This is a genomic window from Streptomyces puniciscabiei (assembly GCF_006715785.1).
Taxonomy (GTDB): Bacteria; Actinomycetota; Actinomycetes; order Streptomycetales; family Streptomycetaceae; genus Streptomyces; species Streptomyces puniciscabiei.
This window is the reverse complement of record NZ_VFNX01000002.1, coordinates 377,058-396,777: the sequence shown is the minus strand read 5'-3', so window position 1 is coordinate 396,777 and position 19,720 is coordinate 377,058. Positions and strand designations below refer to the sequence as shown.

The 19,720-nt window shown below is 71.2% G+C and carries 16 protein-coding genes; 8 read left to right on the top strand and 8 right to left on the bottom strand.

The genetic code is table 11. The annotated features are described in order from the left end of the window. Nucleotides 1–17: 17 nt before the first annotated feature. The 6 genes from FB563_RS32680 to FB563_RS32655 all read left to right on the top strand — a co-directional run bounded on the left by FB563_RS32680 (nt 18) and on the right by FB563_RS32655 (nt 8,724). Complete coding sequence (locus tag FB563_RS32680; protein ID WP_234357559.1) at nt 18–998, top strand: SDR family NAD(P)-dependent oxidoreductase; 981 nt, start codon at nt 18–20, stop codon at nt 996–998. Beyond that, nucleotides 995–2,134: a DegT/DnrJ/EryC1/StrS family aminotransferase gene (locus tag FB563_RS32675; RefSeq protein WP_079048506.1), complete on the top strand. Its 1,140-nt coding sequence runs from the start codon at nt 995–997 to the stop codon at nt 2,132–2,134. The genes FB563_RS32680 and FB563_RS32675 overlap by 4 nt, the downstream gene beginning before the upstream one ends. After that, nucleotides 2,131–2,817, top strand: a complete 687-nt coding sequence (locus FB563_RS32670) for an acetyltransferase (RefSeq protein WP_055703844.1) — start codon at nt 2,131–2,133, stop codon at nt 2,815–2,817. Before FB563_RS32675 ends, FB563_RS32670 begins: the two co-directional genes overlap by 4 nt. A gap of 1 nt (nt 2,818) precedes the next feature. Continuing rightward, nucleotides 2,819–3,937: a DegT/DnrJ/EryC1/StrS family aminotransferase gene (locus tag FB563_RS32665; protein ID WP_055703843.1), complete on the top strand. Its 1,119-nt coding sequence runs from the start codon at nt 2,819–2,821 to the stop codon at nt 3,935–3,937. A gap of 71 nt (nt 3,938–4,008) precedes the next feature. After that, nucleotides 4,009–7,608 (top strand): DUF4082 domain-containing protein, encoded by a 3,600-nt coding sequence (locus FB563_RS32660; protein ID WP_055703842.1) that lies wholly within the window; start codon nt 4,009–4,011, stop codon nt 7,606–7,608. Between the two features lie 69 nt (nt 7,609–7,677). Further along, complete coding sequence (locus FB563_RS32655) at nt 7,678–8,724, top strand: glycosyltransferase family 2 protein (protein WP_055703841.1); 1,047 nt, start codon at nt 7,678–7,680, stop codon at nt 8,722–8,724. A 14-nt stretch (nt 8,725–8,738) separates the two neighbouring features. Here FB563_RS32655 and FB563_RS32650 read toward each other — a convergent pair whose 3' ends face one another. Further along, nucleotides 8,739–9,410 carry a hypothetical protein gene (locus FB563_RS32650; RefSeq protein ID WP_055703840.1) on the bottom strand — a complete coding sequence of 224 codons (672 nt, stop codon included), beginning with the start codon at nt 9,408–9,410 and terminating at the stop codon, nt 8,739–8,741. A gap of 80 nt (nt 9,411–9,490) precedes the next feature. On the opposite strand from FB563_RS32650, the gene FB563_RS32645 reads away from it, so the two are divergent. Both FB563_RS32645 and FB563_RS32640 read left to right on the top strand, forming a co-directional pair. Next, the gene (locus FB563_RS32645; protein WP_055703839.1) at nt 9,491–11,518 is read left to right on the top strand and encodes an O-antigen ligase family protein; all 2,028 of its coding nucleotides are present in this window, start codon (nt 9,491–9,493) and stop codon (nt 11,516–11,518) included. Continuing rightward, nucleotides 11,515–12,414 (top strand): glycosyltransferase family 2 protein, encoded by a 900-nt coding sequence (locus FB563_RS32640; RefSeq protein ID WP_055703838.1) that lies wholly within the window; start codon nt 11,515–11,517, stop codon nt 12,412–12,414. The genes FB563_RS32645 and FB563_RS32640 overlap by 4 nt, the downstream gene beginning before the upstream one ends. Nucleotides 12,415–12,548: 134 nt before the next feature. On the opposite strand, the gene FB563_RS32635 is transcribed toward FB563_RS32640, so the two are convergent. From FB563_RS32635 to wecB, 7 genes are all read right to left on the bottom strand, one after another. Continuing rightward, nucleotides 12,549–13,532, bottom strand: a complete 984-nt coding sequence (locus tag FB563_RS32635) for an SAM-dependent methyltransferase (RefSeq protein ID WP_055703837.1) — start codon at nt 13,530–13,532, stop codon at nt 12,549–12,551. After that, nucleotides 13,526–14,203 (bottom strand): class I SAM-dependent methyltransferase, encoded by a 678-nt coding sequence (locus tag FB563_RS32630; protein WP_079048503.1) that lies wholly within the window; start codon nt 14,201–14,203, stop codon nt 13,526–13,528. The genes FB563_RS32635 and FB563_RS32630 overlap by 7 nt, the downstream gene beginning before the upstream one ends. Nucleotides 14,204–14,265: 62 nt before the next feature. Next, nucleotides 14,266–15,066 (bottom strand): glycosyltransferase family 2 protein, encoded by an 801-nt coding sequence (locus FB563_RS32625; RefSeq protein WP_234357558.1) that lies wholly within the window; start codon nt 15,064–15,066, stop codon nt 14,266–14,268. 28 nt (nt 15,067–15,094) lie between these two features. Beyond that, nucleotides 15,095–15,952, bottom strand: a complete 858-nt coding sequence (locus FB563_RS32620; protein ID WP_234357557.1) for a hypothetical protein — start codon at nt 15,950–15,952, stop codon at nt 15,095–15,097. Between the two features lie 242 nt (nt 15,953–16,194). Beyond that, a complete protein-coding gene (locus FB563_RS32615; RefSeq protein ID WP_055703835.1) occupies nt 16,195–17,757 on the bottom strand; it encodes an oligosaccharide flippase family protein in 1,563 nt (520 codons plus the stop codon). After that, complete coding sequence (locus FB563_RS32610) at nt 17,720–18,556, bottom strand: YveK family protein (protein ID WP_055703834.1); 837 nt, start codon at nt 18,554–18,556, stop codon at nt 17,720–17,722. Before FB563_RS32610 ends, FB563_RS32615 begins: the two co-directional genes overlap by 38 nt. 48 nt (nt 18,557–18,604) lie before the next feature. Next, nucleotides 18,605–19,720 (bottom strand): non-hydrolyzing UDP-N-acetylglucosamine 2-epimerase, encoded by a 1,116-nt coding sequence (gene wecB, locus FB563_RS32605; RefSeq protein WP_055703833.1) that lies wholly within the window; start codon nt 19,718–19,720, stop codon nt 18,605–18,607.

Here is a 19,720-nt window from a genome sequence, read left to right as displayed (position 1 = left end):
GATCGGCGGAGAGGTAAGTGCAGTTGAGCAGCGTACGAGGCAAGAAGATCCTGGTCACCGGGGGAGCCGGCACCATCGGCTCCAACCTCGTCGACCTCCTGGCCGAGGGCGGCGCCCGCGAGATCGTCGTGCTCGACAATTTCGTGCGCGGACGGCGGGCCAACCTCGCGCAGGCCCTGCCCAGCGGCGTCGTGGAGATCGTCGAGGGCGACGTCCGGGACGCCGCCACCGTACGGAAGGTCACCGAGGGCGCCGACCTCGTCTTCCACCTCGCCGCCATTCGCATCACCCAGTGCGCGGAGGAGCCCCGGCTCGCCAACGAGGTCCTGGTCGACGGCACCTTCAACGTCCTGGAGGCCGCGGCCGAGGCCGGGGTCGCCAAGGTGATCGCCTCCTCCTCGGCGTCCGTCTACGGCATGGCCGAGACCTTCCCGACGACCGAGCGCCACCATCCGTACAACAACGACACCTTCTACGGCGCCGCGAAGGCCTTCAACGAGGGCATGCTGCGCAGCTTCCACGCCATGTACGGCCTGGACTACGTGGCGCTGCGCTACTTCAACGTCTACGGCCCCCGCATGGACATCCACGGCCTCTACACCGAGGTGCTCATCCGCTGGATGGAACGCATCGAGGCGGGCGAACCGCCGCTGATCCTCGGCGACGGCACCCAGACCATGGACTTCGTCGACGTCCGCGACATCGCCCGGGCCAATGTGCTGGCCGCGGAGTCGGACCTCACCGACGAGGTGTTCAACATCGCCAGCGGGACCGAGACCTCACTGAAGGAGCTCGCCGAGGGCCTGCTGGAGGCGATGGGCGCGACGGGCCTGGAGCCGGTGCACGGGCCCGCCCGCGCGGTGAACGGCGTGAGGCGGCGGCTCGCGGACACCTCGAAGGCCGCCGAGCGGCTCGGCTTCACCGCGCGGATCGACCTGCGCACCGGGCTGAAGGACCTGGTGGAGTGGTGGCGCGCGGAGCGGGAGGCGGCCAGGTGACCACCGACCGCATCCCGGTGATGATCCCCTGGCTCGGCGAGGAGGAGGCCCGGGCCGCCTCCGACGCCGTGCTGTCCGGGTGGGTCGCCCAGGGCCCCCGCGTCGCCGGGTTCGAGCGGGCCTTCGCCGAGCGGGTGGGCGCCGAGCACGGCATCGCGGTCAGCTCGTGCACGACCGCCCTGCACCTCTCACTCGTCGCGCTCGGCCTCGGCCCCGGCGACGAGGTCGTGGTGCCCTCGCTGTCGTTCATCGCCACCGCCAACGCCGTGCGGTACGTCGGCGCCGAGCCGGTGTTCGCCGACGTCGACCTCACCACCGGCAACCTGACGCCGGCCACCGTGGACGCGGTCCGCACCCCCCGCACCAGGGCCGTCCTGGCTGTCCACCAGGGCGGCGTGCCGGCCGATGTGCACGCCCTGCGCGCCGCCTGCGGCGACTGGGACCTGGCCCTGGTCGAGGACGCGGCCTGCGCCATCGGCTCGACCGTCGGCGGCAAGCCCGTCGGCCACGGCGCGCTGCTGGCCGCCTGGTCCTTCCATCCGCGCAAGCTCGTCACCACGGGCGAGGGCGGCATGATCACCACCGATGACGCCGAGTGGGCGGCACGCCTGCGCCGGCTGCGCGAGCACGGGATGAACGCCTCGGCGGCGCAGCGTCACGCGAGCGACAGGCCCGTCCTGGAGAGCTACCTCGAGGTCGGCTTCAACTACCGGATGACCGACATCCAGGCCGCCGTCGGCCTGGTTCAGCTCGGCAAGCTCGACACGATGATCCACCGCCGCCGCGAACTCGCCGCGCGCTACGACGCGTTGCTGCACGACGTTCCCGGGCTCACCCCCGTCCGCGACCCCGCGCACGGGCAGAGCAACTTCCAGTCGTACTGGGTGCTGCTGGGAGAGGACTTCCCCGTCGGCCGGGACGACCTGCTCGCCGCGCTCGCCGAGGCCGGTGTCTCCGCCCGGCGCGGCATCATGGCCGCGCACCTCGAACCCGCCTACGCGGACCATCCGCGCCCGCCGCTGCCGGTCACCGAGCGCATCACCCGTGACTCGCTGATCCTGCCGCTGTTCCACACCATGACCGAGGCCCAGCAGGACCGGGTCGTGGCCGTACTGCGCGAACAGGCCCGAAGATGAACGAACTTTTGATCATCGGCGCGGGCGGCTTCGCCCGGGAGACCGCACAGGCCGTCACGGACGCGGCCGGGTTCAAGCTGCTCGGGCACCTGGACGACAACCCCGCCCTGCACGGCACCGAGGTGGACGGCGTGCCCGTCCTCGGCGGCTGCGACCTGGTCCACGAGCTGCCTGACGCCCGGGTGGTGATCTGCGTCGGCAACCCCAGGGACTACGCGGCCCGCGCCCGCCTGGTGCGCAGGCTCGATCTCGCCGCCGACCGCTGTGCCACCGTGATCCACCCCACGGCGTCGGTGTCGGAGACGTCCGAGGTGGGCCCGGGCTCCGTTCTGCTCGCGCACTGCGTCCTGACCGCCGCCGTGCGGGTGGGCGCGCATGTCGCGGTGATGCCGCACGTCGTCCTCACCCACGACGACCGGGTCGAGGACCACGTCACGCTCGCGTCCGGTGTCCGTCTGGGCGGGGGAGTGCGGCTGGAACGGGGCGCCTATGTCGGCTCAGGGGCGCTGGTGAAGGAGGGCACGACGGTCGGCGCCTGGTCGCTGATCGGGATGGGGAGCACCGTGCTCGGCGACGTTCCGCCCGGCGAGGTCTGGGTGGGCAGCCCCGCCCGGCGGCTTCGCGCGGCGGAGGCGCCCGCGCTCGACGAACTTGCAGAGCGACGACAGTGGGGGGACCGCTGACATGAACCAGATTCCGCTCGTGGACCTCAAGGCGGCCCACGAGGAGGTCGCCGACGAGGTACGGGCCGGTTTCGACCGGGTCCTGGCCAACACCGCGTTCGTCGGCGGCGACGAGGTCCGTCGATTCGAGCGTGCATACGCCGAGTTCGGCGGCATCCCGCACTGCGTGGGCGTCGCCAACGGCACCGACGCGGTCGAACTCGCCCTGCGCGCGAGCGGGGTCCGCCCCGGCGACGAGGTCGTGGTGCCCGCCAACACCTTCATCGCCACGGTCGGCGCGGTGGCCAGGATCGGCGCCCGGCCGGTCCTCGCGGACTGCCTGCCCGACAGCCACCTCCTCGACCCCCAGGCCGCGCTGGACGCGGTCGGCCCGGCCACCCGCGCGGTCGTACCCGTGCACCTGTACGGGCAGATGGCGGACGTGACGACGCTGACCGGCCAACTGCCCGATCGGGTACGGGTCGTCGAGGACGCCGCTCAGTGCCAGGGCGCCACCCGCGACGGCCGGACGCCCGGCAGCGCCGGCATCGCGGCCACCAGCTTCTACCCGGGCAAGAACCTGGGTGCGTACGGCGACGCCGGCGCGGTGCTGACGGACGACGAGGAACTGGCCGGTCTGGTGCGCGCGATCGCGAACCACGGTGGCGTCGCCAAGTACCGCCACGACGTGCCGGGGTTCAACAGCCGCCTGGACGGGCTGCAGGCCGTCGTCCTGCGCGCGAAGCTGGCGCGACTGGCGGACGGCAACGCGGCCCGGCGCGCGGCAGCGGCCCGCTACGACGCGCTGCTCGGCGACCTCGCGGACGCCGGACGCGTCGTGCTCCCCACGACGGCAGCCGGCAACGTCCACGTATGGCACCTCTACGTCGTCCAGGTCGCCGGTGCGGACCGCGACGACGTCGTGGGCAAGCTGAACGCCGAGGGCATCGGCGCGGGAGTGCACTATCCGGCCCCCGTCCACCTCACGCCGGCGTACCGCCATCTCGGTCACACACGGGGCGACTTCCCCCACGCCGAGAAGGCGGCGGACCGGATCCTGTCGCTCCCGCTCTACCCGCAGATCACTCCCGACCAGCAGCAGCGCGTCGTGGACACGCTCGCCCACGCTCTCCGCGGCTGACCGGTCACCGGCTTCACGCGCTCCACCCGACCGCACCGGTCGGTCCTGCACAGCACCGCTGAGAGGTACACATGAACAGATGGAGCAGACGGATCCGGGGCGTCCGCCTCGCCGTCGTGGTGGCATTGACAGGAGCGGTGCTCCCGCAGGCCGTGACCGCGCAGGCGGCCTCCGACCCCTGCGGCACGGGCTCGAACCCGATCGTCTGCGAGAACTCCAAGCCGGGCACCCCGATGTCCGACTGGTTCGCGCCCAACGCCTACGGCGGCATCAAGGGCTTCACCACCAAGGAGAGCGTCCAGGCCGGGGACACCGTCCAGTTCAAGGTCCAGTCGCCGGTCCCGTACCACATCGAGATCTACCGGCTGGGCTGGTACGGCGGCGACGGCGCCCGCGAGATGTCGACCGCGGCCCAGGCGGCGGTGACCTACCCGGCCAACTACGCCACCAAGCCCGCCAGTTGCACCACCAAGAACAGCACCGGGCTGGTCGACTGCGGCAACTGGCCCGTGACCGCGAGCTGGACGGTGCCCAGTGGCGCCGTGTCCGGCTTGTACGTCGCGAACCTGGACCAGACCGATGGCAACGGCCTGATGCCGTACCCGTTCGTGGTCCGCAACGACTCCAGTACCTCCGACATGGTCGTGCAGACCAGCGACCAGACCTGGCAGGCCTACAACGACTACGGCGGCCAGGATCTGTACGGCGGCGCGGGGCCTGCGCCGGACGGCCGCGCCTACGAGGTCAGTTACAACCGGCCCCTGGACATCGGCGGCGACAACGGCATCTACGGCTCCGAGTACATGATGCTGGCCTGGCTGGAGCGCAACGGCTACGACGTCAGCTACCTGTCCGGCGTGGACGTTTCCTCCGCCAATGGTGCCACTCTGCTGAAGAAGCACAAGGTGTACATGTCGTCCGGCCATGACGAGTACTGGACGCAGAGCCAGTACTCCAACGTGCTGGCGGCCCGGAAGGCGGGCGTCCGGGAGGCCTTCTTCAGCGGCAACGAGGTCTTCTGGAAGACCCGTCTGGCGCCGAGCATCGACGGTACGAGCACGGCGGACCGGACCCTGGTCTGCTACAAGATGACCAAGATGGCGCAGAACAACGGCGTCGCCGACCCCAGCGGCGTCTGGACCGGCACCTGGATGGACCCGACCAGCACCCAGTACGGCCAGACCTACCAGCCGCCGAACATCCTCACCGGCTCGATGTTCCAGGTGAACGGTTACCGCAGCGACGCCATCACCGTCCCCGGCTCGTACGGCAGGAACCGGATCTGGCGCAACACCTCCGTCGCGGGCCTCGGCTCCGGTCAGACCGCGACGTTTCCGACGGGCACCCTCGGCTACGAGTGGGACAGCGACATCGACAACAGCACCCGGCCCGCCGGGGCGATCGACGTGTCGTCCACCACGGTGGACGTCAACGACGGCAAGCTCCGCATGGACTGGGGCAACATCTACGGCAACGGAACGGCGACGCACAATCTCGTCGAGTTCCGTGACCAGGACTCCGGGGCCCTGGTGTTCGGGGCGGGGACCGTGCAGTGGTCGTGGGGCCTGACCAACGTCCCGGCGAGCAACCCGGCGGACACGGTGGTCACCGAGGACTCCCGGATGCAGCAGGCGACGGTGAACATCCTCGCCGACATGGGCGTTCAGCCGGCGACCCGGCAGAGCAACCTCGTCGCCGCGACGGCCTCCACCGACACCACAGGACCGGCCGTCACGGTGACGAACCCGGCCTCCGGGGTGACCGTCCCGGCGCTGAAACCGGTCACCATCAAGGGCACCGCCACCGACTCCGGCGGCGTGGTGGCCCGCGTGGAGGTCTCCACGGACGGCGGAACGACCTGGAAGGCCGCCAGTGGCCTCGCGTCCTGGAGCTACAGCTGGACCCCGACGACCCCGGGCCCGGCATCGGTCAAGGTGCGCGCGGTCGACGACAGCGTGAACATCGGCGCCGTCACCACCGTTCCGCTGACCGTCGGCCCCCAGAGCTGCCCGTGCACCATCTGGCCGGCCTCGGCCGTGCCCGGCACCGTCAACGGGGGCGACGGCGGCTCCGTGGAACTCGGTGTCAAGTTCCGTACCACGGTGACCGGTTCGGTCACCGGCGTCCGTTTCTACAAGTCCCCCGTCAACACCGGAACCCACACTGGCAGCCTGTGGACCGCCTCCGGCACCCGCCTGGCCACCGGCACCTTCACGGGCGAGACGGCCTCCGGCTGGCAGCAGCTGAACTTCGCCACCCCGGTGCCCGTCAAGGCCAACACCACCTACGTCGCCTCGTACTTCGCCCCCAACGGCGGATACTCCTACGACGGCGGCTACTTCAACGACAGCGACGCCGGCCTCGCCCCGCTCACGGCACTGAAATCCGGCGCCGACGGCGGCAACGGCGTCTACCACTACGGCTCGACGAGCGCCTTCCCGTCCTCGCAGTCCTCCGGCAGCAACTACTGGGTCGACGTGGTGCTGGACACCTCGACGGCCAGTACCACCCCGCCCACCGTCAGCTCGACCTCCCCGACGTCCGGTGCGACCGGCGTGTCGATCACGGCACCGGTGTCGGCCACCTTCAGCTCGGCCGTCGACGCCGACAGCCTCACGTTCACCCTGAAGGGCCCGGACGGCAGCACCGTGCCGGGGAGCACAACACTCCCCGCGTCGAACAAGGCCACCTTCACCCCGTCGACGCAGCTGGCGCTGAACACCACGTACACCGCCTCCGTACAGGCCTCCGACCTGTGGGGCAACGCCATGGCGGACCCGGTGACGTGGTCCTTCACCACCAGCTCCACCCCGCCCGCGGTGACCTGCCCCTGCACGCTCTGGAACTCCGGCACCGTACCGGCCACCACCGACATGACCGGCGACCCCAACTCCGTGGAGCTGGGCACCCGGTTCACCTCCTCGGCGGACGGCTGGGTCACCGGCGTCACCTTCTACAAGGGCACCGGCAACACGGGCACCCACACCGGCAGCCTGTGGTCCGACGGCGGCACGCTGCTCGCCAGCGGCACCTTCACGGGCGAGACGGCCTCCGGCTGGCAGACCCTGACCTTCGCCACTCCGGTGGCGATCACCGCCGGCACCCCGTACGTCGTCTCCTACCATGCGCCGAAGGGCAACTACGCGGTGGACGGCGGCTACTTCGCGGCGGCCCACCAGTCCTATCCGCTCACGGCGACCGCCGACTCCACCACGCACCACAACGGGCTCTACAAGTACGGCACCGACTCGGCCTTCCCCACCGGTTCCTACGGATCCGCGAACTACTGGGTGGGCCCCGTCTTCACCGCCGACAACCCGAGCGCGTCCCTGTCGACCGCCACCGCCTCGGAGGCGACCACGTCCTCGGTGACGCACACCGCCGACGCGGCGAGCGCCCTCGTCATGACCGTGCCCGACAAGGCCGCGGTGTCCTCCGTCCAGGCGACGGTGACGATCCTGCGCGGTTCCGGGGCTGCGAGGAAGCTCCACGTCACGGCCGTCGTCTCCTACGACCGGAAGACCCACGAGGTGTCCGTCCACCTGTCCGCCCCGCTGCCCGACGGCACACGATTCACCATCGCGGTCACGGCCCGGGACAAGCACCGCCACACGGTGACGTCCCGCAGCTGGACCCTGACCAGCAAGACCGTCCACAAGAAGAAGAACTGACCGACCCGAACGCACCGCGGGCGGTCTCCTGCCACTCGGAGGCCGCCCCGGGGATTGGCTTGCCCATCGATGAGCACCGTCAGTGTTGTCATCCCCTGCTACAAGTACGGCCACTTCCTCGCCGACTGCGTCAGCAGTGTCCTGGACGAGCAAAGCGGCGTCGACGTCCGGGTGCTCATCATCGACGACGCCTCACCCGACGACTCGGCCGAGGTCGCGCACAAACTGGCCGCCGCCGACCCGCGTATCGAGGTCCGCGTCCACGAGACCAACAAGGGCCACATCGCCACCTACAACGAGGGCCTCCTGGAATGGGCCGACGGCGACTACGTCGCCCTGCTCTCCGCCGACGACCGGCTGGTCCCCGGCGCGCTGGTCCGGGCCGCCGCACTCCTGGACGCCCACCCCGAGGCGGGGTTCGCCTACGGGCGCCCGCTGCGCTTCCAGCACGGCGGACCGCTGCCACGGGCCCGTACGCGGAGCACCGGATCGGTCGTCTACCCCGGGCAGTGGTGGCTGGAGCGGCGCTTCCGCGAGGGCACCGGGTGCATCACCTCGCCGGAGGTCGTCGTCCGTACCGGCCTCCAGCGCACGGTCGGCGGCTATGACCCGAAGCTTCCCCACGCCGGCGACATCGAGATGTGGATGCGGCTCGCCGCACACGCCGACGTCGGCTACATCCGCGGCGCCGACCAGGCCTTCTACCGCGTGCACGGCAAGAACATGTCCACCACCGACTTCGGCGGTCAGCTCGACGACCTGCGCCAGCGCCTGGTGGCCTTCGACTCGGTGCTCGCCAAATGCGCCGACCGGCTGCCCCAGGCCGACCGCCTGGCCGAGCAGGTCCGCACCCGCCTCGCGCGCCACGCCCTGCGCCGCGCCTACCGGGCCTACGACCGGGGCCGTACCGGAGTCGTACCGGTCGACGCATGCGTGGCGTTCGCCGAGGAGTGCCTGCCGGGATACGCGGCGCTGCCCGAGTACCGCGCACTGCGGCTGCGCAGACGCATCGGCCCGAAGGCCATGCCGTATCTGCAGCCGCTGGTGTGGTCGGCGGTGGCCGAGCGCGGGCGGGAGTGGCTGTGGTGGGAGTCGTGGAAGCGCCGCGGTATCTGATGTCCAGGCGAGACTCAGCCCGCCACTGGAAGCTTGTCGGCCTGGCGGCGGGGGTCCGGGGAGGTCCCCTTCCTGCCCCTGCGGCGCAGCGCGTACTGGTCGGACCACAGGGCGCCCAGGATCCCGGTGATTGCGCCGAGCAGCGCCGTACCCGCCAGGGCACGGGTCCGGGTGCCCTGCACCGGGGCGGCGCTCGGGGCGACCAGGACGGATGCGCTGATCCGCGCCGCGGGCGCGACTCCCTGCGCGTCCTGCAGCCCCGTCACATGCCGGGTGTAGGCGTCGATGACCCGTCGGACCGCCGTGTCGGCCTCGACGGCCTCGCTCCGCTGTGCCTGCACCTGCACCGAGGGGATGAGATAGCGCGGCGTCGCGCTGGTGCCGCTGTTGCGCGGGATCAGCTGGTACGTCCCGTGCACGCCAGCGGCGTTCAGCTCCTTGCGCCCGGCGGGAGACTCGAGCTGCTGGATGACCCCGTACGAGAGGGTGGCGAGCGGTGGTTGAAGGTTCGTCAGCTGGTTCGGCTGGTTCCCTGTCACCGGCGGCTTGAGGACCACCACCGCCGAACTGAGGTACTGCGGGGCCGGGTGCAGCACCTTGTAGGCTCCGGCGGCCGTCAGCAGCAGCGCGAGCACCAGCACGTACCAGCGGCGGAGAAGCGCTTCGGCGACATCACGAGGCGACACGGGGATTCCTTCCGTCGGCCCCGATACTCGCAGGAACCGGGGCAAGGTGCCACCGGATCACGTGTGCCGGGGAGGTGCTCATGAGCCTCGGCGACCTTTTGTCGATCATGCGCAGGCGCTGGTACTTCATGGTGCCCCTCACCCTGCTCAGTCTGCTCGCGGGCGGGTATCTGTACCGGACCATCCCGGTGTCCTACGAGTCGCAGAGCTCCGTCACGCTGCTCGACTCCAGGGCGGTCGCCGAGCTGGCGCCGACCTTCGGCAACCCCCTGTCGAACGCGGGCGGTTCGCTGGTCGTCACGGCCGACGTGCTGATCAGGACGCTCCAGTCCGGCGACTCGGCCAAGGAACTGCACTCCCGCGGCGTCACGGACCGGTACACGGTCGGTTTCGCACCGGACGCCGACAGCCCGCTGCTCACCCTGAGCGTCAGCGGAACCGACCGGGCGAAGGTGCTCCGGGAGACCACCACCCTCACCGGTTTCGCGGGGGAACAGCTGAAGGCCCTGCAGGCCGCGTCCAAGGTGCCGGCGACGTACGTGGTGCAGACCGCGCCGGTCGTCCTGCCGCAGACACCGGTCTCGCAGTCGAAGAGCCGCTACCAGGACGTCGCGGCCGTCGTCATCGTCGGGTTCGTCAGCGCGTTCCTGCTGTCCATCCTGGCCGAAGGCGTCGCGGTGGTCCGCCGCCGGGGCCGTGCCCGGGCCGGATACGTACCCCGGCGCCATCGCGCCCGTCCCCCCGAGCGGGCGCCCAGGGGGCTGCTGGTGCGGAGGCTGGACGCCACGACGATCCTCACCGGCTATCTGGTGCTGGCCTTCTTCGTCCCCTCGAACCTCACCCTGCCCGCCCTCGGCGGCGTCGGCACCCCGGCCAACGTCTTCGCCCTGCTGGGACTTCTGTGGTACCTCGCCACCTGGCTCGGCGGCCGCATCCTTCCGGCGCCGGGCACCAGGCTGCCCCGCGTGGTGATGTGTGTGCTCGCCGCCGCGGTGCTGCTGTCGTATCTCGCGGACGCGACACGCGACAGCGCGCACGAGGAGGTCCTGGGGGCCGACCGGGGACTCATCGGGCTCGCGGTGTGGGTGGCGCTGGTGGTGCTGGCCTCGGCCGGCATCCAGGAGCGCAGCCGGCTGGAGACCCTGATGCGGCGGCTGGTCGTCCTGGGCACGGTGGTCGCCCTGATCGGCTACTACGACTTCTTCGCCGGGACCAACATCGCCGACTCCATCCACGTCCCCGGCCTGCACTCGAGCACCGCCGGGATCAGCGCCATGGACCGCGGCTCGTTCACCCGTCCGCGCTCCACCACGGCCCACCCGCTGGAATTCGGCGGCATGCTGGCCATCCTGGTTCCCTTCGCCGTCCACCAGGCCTTCGATCCGGTGCGCCGGCACGCAGGCGCGCTGCGCCGCTGGGCCCCGGTGGCGATCATGGCCGGCGCACTGCCGCTGACCGTGTCCAGGACGTCCATCATCGGCGCCTTCATCGTGATCCTGGTGATGGTGCCCCGCTGGAAGCCGCGGCGGCGCTGGGCCGCGATCGGGCTGATCCTGGGTTCGGTGGCCGGCTTCAAGGTGATCATCCCGGGGCTGATCGGCACCATCACCAACCTGTTCGCCACTTTCCTGTCCAACTCCGACAGCAGCACCCAGGCACGCACCGTGAAGTACGGCGCGATCGTCCCCTATCTCGGCGAACGCCCCTGGTTCGGACGCGGGTTCGGCACCTTCACCCCCGACCTGTACTTCTTCACCGACAACCAGTACATGCTGACCCTGGCCGAGATGGGCGTCGTGGGGCTGGCCGCGCTGCTCGTGCTGTTCGTCACCGGGATCCACCAGGGCGGTGCCATCCGCCGGCTCGCCCGCACCGAATCGGACCGCGAGCTCGGTCAGGCCTTCCTCGCCTCGGCTCTGGTCGCCCTGGTCATCAGCGCCACCTTCGACGCACTCAGCTTCCCCATGTACGCCGGGATGTTCTTCCTGAGCCTGGGTGCCGGCGGCAGCTACCTCGGCTTCATCCGCCGCGAGGCGGCTGTGCCCGCCGTCCCGTCCCCTCGCAAGGCATCCGAAGCCCAACTCCCCCAACTCGTGGAGTCCCGATGAGCACCGTCGCCGTCATCGTCGTCACCTGGAACAGCGCCTCGGTGCTCCCCGGGTTCCTCGCCGCGCTCCCGGACGGCATGGCCGGCCTCGACTGGCGGCTGGTCGTGGCCGACAACGACTCCGCCGACGACACCGTCGAGGTCCTGCGCACGCTGGCCCCCGATGCCACCGTCGTCCAGACCGGCCGCAACGCCGGGTACGCCGCGGGCATCAACGCGGCGCTGCGTGCCGCCGGTGACTTCGGGGCCGCTCTCGTCTGCAACCCCGACATCCGGATGCGGCAGGGCTGCGCCAAACGGCTCGTCGACTCGCTCGGCGACGGCGTGGGCATCGCCGTACCCCTTCTGTACGAGGACGGCCATGACACGCCCCACTACTCACTGCGCCGCGAGTCGAGCGTGCTCCGCGCCCTCGGCGAGGCCGTGATCGGCAACCGCCGGGCCGGGCGCTTCCCGCGCCTGAGCGAGCTCGTCACCGACCCCGCCGTGTACCGGCGGCCCACGCGCGCGGACTGGGCGACCGGCGCGCTCATGGCCCTCTCGGGGGAGTGCCTGACCGCTTGCGGTCCGTGGGACGAGTCCTTCTTCCTCTACTCGGAGGAGACCGAGTACTGCCTGCGGGCGCGGGACCTGGGCTACGCCACACAGCTGGACCCGACGGCCGAGGCCGTTCACCTGGGGGGCGACTCCCAGGTGTCGCCCCGCCTCTGGACGCTCCTGACCCTCAACCGAGTCCGCCTGTACCGGCGTAGGCACGGCCCCCTCGCCACAGCTGCCTTCCGCGCCGCCGTCCTGCTCAGGGAGACCTCACGCGCAGTGCTCGGCCGCCCGGCGAGCCGGGCGGCAGCGGCCGCGCTCTCTCGACCGGGCGCCCTGCGTACGACGCCGGGGGCGTGACTGCGAACCCGATGCGGACGCGCCCCGAAGGGGCGCGGGGCTGTATCGATGTGCGGCTCCGCCGCGTGGGCGCGACAAACCCGGACGGCGCCGCAGACGGCCGACGGGAAACCGTGGCACTTCCCGCGCCGCCGTCAGCCAACGCTCCTCGGCCGGCACACCATGGCGACGAAGTCATGCCCCACCTCCGGCAACGCGGCGTCCTCAGCCGCGAAACACCGCTCCAGCAACTCCCGCGTCTCCGGCTCGCCGTCACGGAAGTTGTGCGCGATCCCGGAGAACGCGATGTGCAGCACCGTGCCCCCGTACGGCCGCTCCTCGACAACGTCGAACTCGCGCCGCAGTCCCGGCAGCAGCGCTGCCGCGTCGACCGCCTCCGAGGGGTCGTCCAGCACCATCGACAGCCTGCTGGGCCGCACGACACGGCGCTTGATCCGGCCGTCGGCCATGCGCCGGCGTTCCTCGGGCAGCTGTGCCAGCAGCGCGTTCGCCGCATCCAGTTGGGCGTCGGTCCACTGGAACCGGGTGGGGCCGACGAACTCGTCGATCACGAACATCCCGTCGGGTTCGATCAGCTGGGACAGCCGAGGCAGGGTCTCGTCCAGCTTGTCGAAGTGGTGCAGCGACTGCAGGCCCAGCAGTACGTCGAAGCGTTCCCCGTCGCTGGTCATTTGATTGACGTCGGTGACTCGGAAGCGCAGGACGTCGGCGAGACCGTGCTCGGCGGCGGCGCGGGTGGCGAAGCCGATCCGCTCCGGCGCCACATCCACGCCCGCCAGGAGCGAGAACGCGCCCGTCTTCGCCCACAGCAGCTCGTTCCCGCCGGTGCCGCACCCCAGGGACAGGCCGCGCAGATCGGTGCGCGGCGCGAAGTGCTTGGCGGCCACGTACTCGGGAAAGGACGTGTCCGCGTCGCCGGTCATCAGCAGGTTCCACCGCTTGATGACCGCCGGTATCGCCCACCACTCGGTCAGGGACGGGTCGACCCGGGACCAGTGCTGGACCACCCGCGCGCCACCGCGCACCCGCAGCTTGGCCAGCACCGGCTCCAGGTCCAGCTTGCGCACCTTGCGCAGCAGCCGGTCCGCGTCGTGTCTGTTGACGAGGTTGTTCAGCATGCGGGCTCCGTCCGTACGGCGATGAGCGACTTCGGGGCACCGAGCACCCGCTCGCTGAGCAGCGCCGACCGGGGGAACAGGTAGCGCATCTCGGCGCGGGTCAGCAGCTCGATGTTGATCACGGCGTTCATCGCCGACTCCGGGCTGTCGGGGCGGCTGTGGACGAGCGGCCAGTGCCGTACCAGGCGTGCCCGGGCGGCCAGCGGCAGGAACTGGAAACCGGGTGCAACGAAGTGCGGTTCGACGGGGAAGTAGCGGTAGGGCGTCTGGATCCAGTGCAGCGGCGCCAGTTGCTCGACGGCGGCAACGAACCTGCGGCGCTGGCTGTGGCCGCCCACATGCTCGATGGTCGAGTTGGAGAAGACCAGGTCGTAGCCGCCGTGGCCGCTCAGTGCGGCGGCGACCGCCGGGTCGGTGACGTCGGCGTTCTCCGCGGTGATCCAGTCGGGCAGCTCGGCCGGGTGTTCCTCCAGGTTGATCAGGTGGACGTGCTTGGCGCGCACCGGTGCGCGCAGCCACATCTCGGCCGTCCCGCCCAGGTCCACCACACTCATGTTCTCGATGCCGGGGAAGCAGCGCCGGAACCGTTCCCAGCGGGCGACGCGGAGTCGTTCGCCCAGCGAGCCGGGCGCGTCGACGAACCTGTTTCTGAGGGCGCGGGAGCGGGGCACGGGATCAACCACCTGTCATCGGAGCGGAAGGGGAGCTGAGGCCTGCGGAGTCGGCGGCCGCTTCAACTGGGCCGTTGCCACTGGGTGTAGAAGCTGGCCGGGTTCACCAGGTACCGGACGGTGGGGTGCGGCACATGGCGCACCCGGTGCCTGCGGCCGTACCGGCGGATCAGCTCCCAGTCCTCGCGGGGCAGCACCTCCGGGGTCCGGCGCAGGCGGCTGAAGCGCAGGGAGCGGGTGCGGCGGGCGACGAAGGCGTTGGTGTCCAGGAAGGACTCGCGAGCGGCCCGGCGCCGGTCGTAGGGCACCGACAGCACGTCCTTCTCACTGCCGTCCGGCAGGACGCGCCGCAGCGCCGTGTAGACGCCGTCGGGCCCGTCGGGGGACTCCAGGACCGCCAAGGTCCGCTCCAGATGGTCGGGTTCCCACAGGTTGTCGTCGTCCAGGAACGCCACGTACCGCGAGCGGGTGAGGCGGATGCCCACGTTGCGCACGACGCCCGCCACGCCGGTGTTGCGTGCCAGCGATACGGCGAACAGCCGTGGGTCCTCGGGGAGTTCGGGCAGCCCGGCGCCGTCGTCGACCACGATGACGACCTGGTCGCGGACGGTCTGCTCCAGGGCCGAGCGCACCGCGGCACGCAGCGCCTCGGGGCGCCGGTGGGTGGCGATCACGGTCGCGACCAGTGCCGAGGGCGGGGAAGGCAGGCGGGCGGCCAGCCGTCGGGTCTCGGCGTCCTCCACCCGGCGCAGCCGCACCGCGGTGGGAGCCAGCAGGATCTTGTTCCTGGCCTCGAAGAGCACCAGCCAGCCGAACGCGGCCTTGAGCAGCGTCCAGGGCGCCCGCGCGACACGACGCATCATGTGGTTCCCTCCTGGCGGTGCGGCCGGCTCACGGGGACGGCTCGGGCTGGATCGGGCGGCCGTCGGACATCCGGTTGTTCCGCCACACGTTGCCGGTGCCGCCGGCGTTCCAGTGGGCGACCGTGCCGTAGCCGCCGGAGGCGGGGTGGTACTGGGTCGAGAAGATGTTGTCGGTGACCTTGATCCCGGTGGCGCCCTTGTCGCCGCCGTACAGGGCGTACGCACCGCCGGCGATCCAGTTGTGGTCGACGGTGACATTGCGGACCACTCCGGTGTCGGCGAACAGGCCGACGCTTCCCGAGGCCCCCTGCTGGAGGCCGGTCGGGTTCAGCAGCGTGTTGTGGCGGACGATCAGCTGCCCGGTGTTGCCGCCGCCGCTGATGACCGCGTCGGTGTGCTGCCACTCGCCGCCCTGGTTGACGAACGGGACGATGTCGTGGACGTAGTTGTCGTGCAGATCGCCCTGCCCCATCGACAGGGCGTCACCGAACACGGAGACGTCGCACCAGCCGACCTCGATGGAACTGCCGCCCATGTTCGACACCGCGTAGTCCACGCCGCCGTTGTCGGGCCCCTTTCCGGGCACGGCCGTGATGGTGGAGTGCAGGACCCGCAGACCGTGGTAACCGGGGCGCAGGTTGATGCCCCACCAGTTGTCCGAGGTGATCTTCGTGTCGATGACGGTGACGTCGTTCGCGTAGATGTCGAGCGAGCCGGTGATGTCCCAGCCGCGGATGACGAGCCCATTGGTACGGACGGCCAGGTAGCCGGTCTTGTGGGGCTCGAGGGAGACGCGGGGGCCGGTGCTGCGGGCGTCGGGGAAGCCGCAGGCGCCGGGGGAGGCGCACGCGGTCGTGGCCGGGGATCGGCCCGGGGAACTGCTCACGTCGGCCTTGCCGGTCGGGGTCGGTGTGCCGGCGGGCTCTTCTGACGTCCCGCCGACCGCGGACTGCCGCGTGGCGCTCGGCGACGTCGACGACACCCTCGCCGGACATGTCGGTGCGTCGTCGGGGCAGCCCGGCGACGCGGACCGGGCCGAGCCCGAGCAGCCCGCGCCCCCGACCGCGAGTAAGGCCGCGAGCAGCGGCCCCGCGAGCGAGCTCCGGCTGATACGCCGTGACATCCGGCTCACCCCATGTCCTGTTGGTTGGACGGAACCGGTACGGTCGCCCGGTGCCGGGCGCGGTGGGACCGGGCGCCGCGGTCGGCACCGCGCAGGAAGTCGCGGCTGGGCAGGACGCACACCGTGTAGGCGGCCAGCGCCGCCGTGCCGATGGCGAGGAGCGCGAGCCGTCCGTCGCCGAGCGGGCGCTCCAGGCCGAGGACGATCGCGCCCATCACGGCCCCGCCGAGGAAGGGCCAGGCGCAGGCCCTGGCGATCCGGCCGACGCCGATGCCGCCACGGCCGAGGGCGATCAGGAACACGGGCACCACCAGGCCGCCTGCGACCAGGACATGGCCCTGGGAGACTCCGACGATGCCGTTCAGACGGGCGGCGACGAGCAGCACCGGGATCAGGGCCACCAGCCACAGTCCCTGCACCAGGAAGAGCGAACGGCGCTGTCCGGTCGCCACCAGACAGTCGTAGGCGAGTTCACTGCCGATGCGGATCAGGCCGAGGGCCATCAGCCAGGGCAGCGCCGCGGCGGCAGGGGTCCACCGGCTGCCGTAGACCAGCTGGATGACCGGCTCCGCGAGGCCGGCCAGCAGGACGCACAGCGGGACGGTGCCGGTGATCACCACGCCCAGGGCACGGCTGAAGCCCTGGGCGAGCGCCTGCGGCGACTCCGCCAGACGGGAGAACCCGGCGAAGGAGACCCGGCGGGCGGCCTCGGAGATGATCCGCACCGGCCAGCCGGAGATGTTGAAGGCGAGGACGTAGAAGCCCAGGGACACATTGCCCAGCGTCGCGCCCACCACCATGGTGTCGACGTTGACCACCGCCAGGGCCAGCAGGCTCGCCCCCGCCAGCGGAAGCCCGAACCGCAGCAGCGCCCTGGCCTGCCCGGCGTCCCAGCCGTATCTCAGGGTGCCCGGTGCGGCCAGCCGGCAGCCGATCAGCGTCACGACGTTGCCCACCACGGCTCCCCAGGCGAAGCTCATCGCACCCCAGCCCGCGAAGGCGAGCAGCAGCGTCACCGCGGTGCCGAGCACGAAGTTGAGGCCGTCGATGATCATCCGCCTGCCCTGGGCGAACTCCCGGGTGAGGAATCCGCCGGGCACCTGGGCCACCCCGTCGATCACCACGCACAGGCACATCACACGCAGTACGGCGGTGGCGTCCGGTGAGCCGAGCAGGTCGGCCACCGTCGGTGCCGCCGCGAACAGCGCCACGTACAGCAGGCCGCTGGAGAGGGTGCTGAGGGTGAGCACGGTCGGAGCGAACCGCCGTGCGTCCCCCTCCCAGCGCACGATGGCCAGGCCCACACCCAGTTCGTTCGCGGAGAGCAGGACCAGCAGCACGGTCTGGGCGATGCCGTACACGCCCCACTGAGCGGGGCCCAGGGCGAAGCGGGCCAGCACGATGCCGGTCGCGAAGGTGCCCAGGCGCAGGAAGACGGTGTTGATCAGGCTCCACCGGGCAGCCGAACGGACCTTTCGTTCAAGGGAGTTGGCGACCGGGGATGGGGGAGGAGCGGGGGTGTCGCTCGTCTCACCGGTCTCGCTCTCCGGAGCGCGGGCGGTGTCCATGAGTCGGCTCCTCGTCGAGCGGCTCTGCGGCGGACGCCCCGGCCATGACGGGCCGTGGCGCTGTGGGCTCTGCGGCGGCCGCCCGGTCCTCGGCGGGCCGTGACCAACTCGGCGGCCGCCGGATGGCGAGCGTCTCGTCCACCACGGGTTCCCCGGCCGAGGGGGCCGGGGCGGTCGTCTCCTGCTCCGGTCCGGGCTTGTGCGGCCTCTTGCGCGCCTCCACGTAGAAGACGGCGACCAGGCTCAGCACCAGCCCCAGGCACCCGGCCATGACCAGGTACTCGATCCGGGTCTTCGTCTGCGCCACCGGGTTCTGCGGGGGCACGATGGTCGTCATGCGGATCATGGCCTTCGGTGCGACCGACTGCTGCTTCTGGAACAGGTCCAGCCGTTCCCTGGCGTACGCGGTCAGGATCTTGTCCGAGGCGAGGACGGCGGCCTTGTCGGTGCCGGTGACGGTGAGCCAGAGGAGCGGTCCCTGCGCATTGTCGGCGAGCTTGGCCGCGAACGTGCCCGAGGCGCCACGGGACTTGAGGTCCCGGACGGAGCCGTCGGAGTTGAGGTTACGGGCCAGGCTGTCGGCCATCCCGGTGAGCGAGGTCTGGGAGCTCAGGAAGGGGTTGCCGTCGTAGGCGACGGTGGCCTTCTGGGAGTTCAGCAGCACCACCGTGCTCTGCGACTGGTAGGTGACCGGAACCATCAGGGCCACGCCGACGATCAGACCGGCGGTCAGCAGCAGTCCGGGCAGCAGAACGTACCAGCGCCTGCGCATGACACGGAAGATCTCAGCCAGGTCCATGGTTCCCCCTCGCGAACCGACGTTCGACGAGCATATGTTGCAAGCGGATCATATGGGGAGCGTTTGGCCGGTGGGCCTGGGCCGCGTGCTCGCGGTGCCTCCTGCCAGCAGCACGTCGGCGATGCGGTCGCTCGCGCGCCCGTCCCACAGCTCGGGCCGACGCGGCGCGGGCGGATCGTCCAGCACCCGGTGCACAGTGGTCACGATGCGTGCCGGATCCCGGCCGGCCAGCACATTGGTGCCCTGCTCGACGGTGACGGGCCGCTCGGTGTTGTCCCGCAGCGTCACGCACGGCACGCCCAGCGCGGTGGTCTCCTCCTGCACGCCGCCCGAGTCGGTCAGCACGAGCCGGGCGGAGTCCTGCAGGGCGATGAAGTCCAGGTACCCGGCCGGCGGCACGAGTTGGACGCCTCCGGGGACGCCGATGTCGGCCAGCCGCCGCGCTGCGCGCGGGTGCACGGGCAGCAGCAGCGGGCAGCGGCCGGCGATCTCGCCCAAGGCCTTCAGGAGCCCGCCGAGGACCTCGGGGTCGTCCACGTTGGCGGGGCGGTGCAGGGTGACCAGGCCGTACTCGCCCGCGGTCAGGCCGTACCGGCTGACGACGTCCGAGGTCCTGGCCCGTGCCAGGTTGGCCAGCAGCGTATCGATCATGACATTGCCGACGAGGTGGATCTGGTCCTCCCGGTACCCTTCCGCGCGCAGGTTGTCGGCGGCGTCGGGTGAAGGGGCCAGCAGGAAGTCGCTGACGCGGTCGGTGACGACGCGGTTGACCTCCTCCGGCATGCCCCAGTCGCGGCTGCGCAGGCCCGCCTCGACATGGGCCAGCAGCGGTCCGGCCTTGGCGGTGACCACGGCGCAGGCCAGGGTCGAGTTGATGTCGCCGACCACCACGACGATGTCCGGGCGGACCTCGCCGAGCAGGGGCTCGAACGCGGTCATCACGCGTCCGGTCTGCTCGGCGTGGGTGCCGGACCCGACCCCGAGGAAGCGGTCGGGCGGCCGGATGCCGAGGTCGGCGAAGAACACGTCGTTCATGGCCGGGTCGTAGTGCTGACCGGTGTGGACGAGGACCACGTCCGCACCCCGGCGTTCCAGGGCGTCCATCACCGGTTTGATCTTCATGTAGTTGGGGCGCGCCCCGGCGACGCAGACGACTCGTGGCAT

What these genes read in the sequence shown, in the direction of transcription:
- FB563_RS32670 (WP_055703844.1), top strand. Translation starts at nt 2,131, where the DNA reads ATGAACGAACTTTTGATCATCGGCGCGGGCGGCTTCGCCCGGGAGACC.
- FB563_RS32665 (WP_055703843.1), top strand. Translation starts at nt 2,819, where the DNA reads ATGAACCAGATTCCGCTCGTGGACCTCAAGGCGGCCCACGAGGAGGTC.
- FB563_RS32660 (WP_055703842.1), top strand. Translation starts at nt 4,009, where the DNA reads ATGAACAGATGGAGCAGACGGATCCGGGGCGTCCGCCTCGCCGTCGTG.
- FB563_RS32655 (WP_055703841.1), top strand. Translation starts at nt 7,678, where the DNA reads ATGAGCACCGTCAGTGTTGTCATCCCCTGCTACAAGTACGGCCACTTC.
- FB563_RS32645 (WP_055703839.1), top strand. Translation starts at nt 9,491, where the DNA reads ATGAGCCTCGGCGACCTTTTGTCGATCATGCGCAGGCGCTGGTACTTC.
- FB563_RS32640 (WP_055703838.1), top strand. Translation starts at nt 11,515, where the DNA reads ATGAGCACCGTCGCCGTCATCGTCGTCACCTGGAACAGCGCCTCGGTG.
- FB563_RS32635 (WP_055703837.1), bottom strand. Translation starts at nt 13,532, where the DNA reads ATGCTGAACAACCTCGTCAACAGACACGACGCGGACCGGCTGCTGCGC.
- FB563_RS32625 (WP_234357558.1), bottom strand. Translation starts at nt 15,066, where the DNA reads ATGATGCGTCGTGTCGCGCGGGCGCCCTGGACGCTGCTCAAGGCCGCG.
- FB563_RS32615 (WP_055703835.1), bottom strand. Translation starts at nt 17,757, where the DNA reads ATGGACACCGCCCGCGCTCCGGAGAGCGAGACCGGTGAGACGAGCGAC.
- FB563_RS32610 (WP_055703834.1), bottom strand. Translation starts at nt 18,556, where the DNA reads ATGGACCTGGCTGAGATCTTCCGTGTCATGCGCAGGCGCTGGTACGTT.
- wecB (WP_055703833.1), bottom strand. Translation starts at nt 19,720, where the DNA reads ATGCCACGAGTCGTCTGCGTCGCCGGGGCGCGCCCCAACTACATGAAG.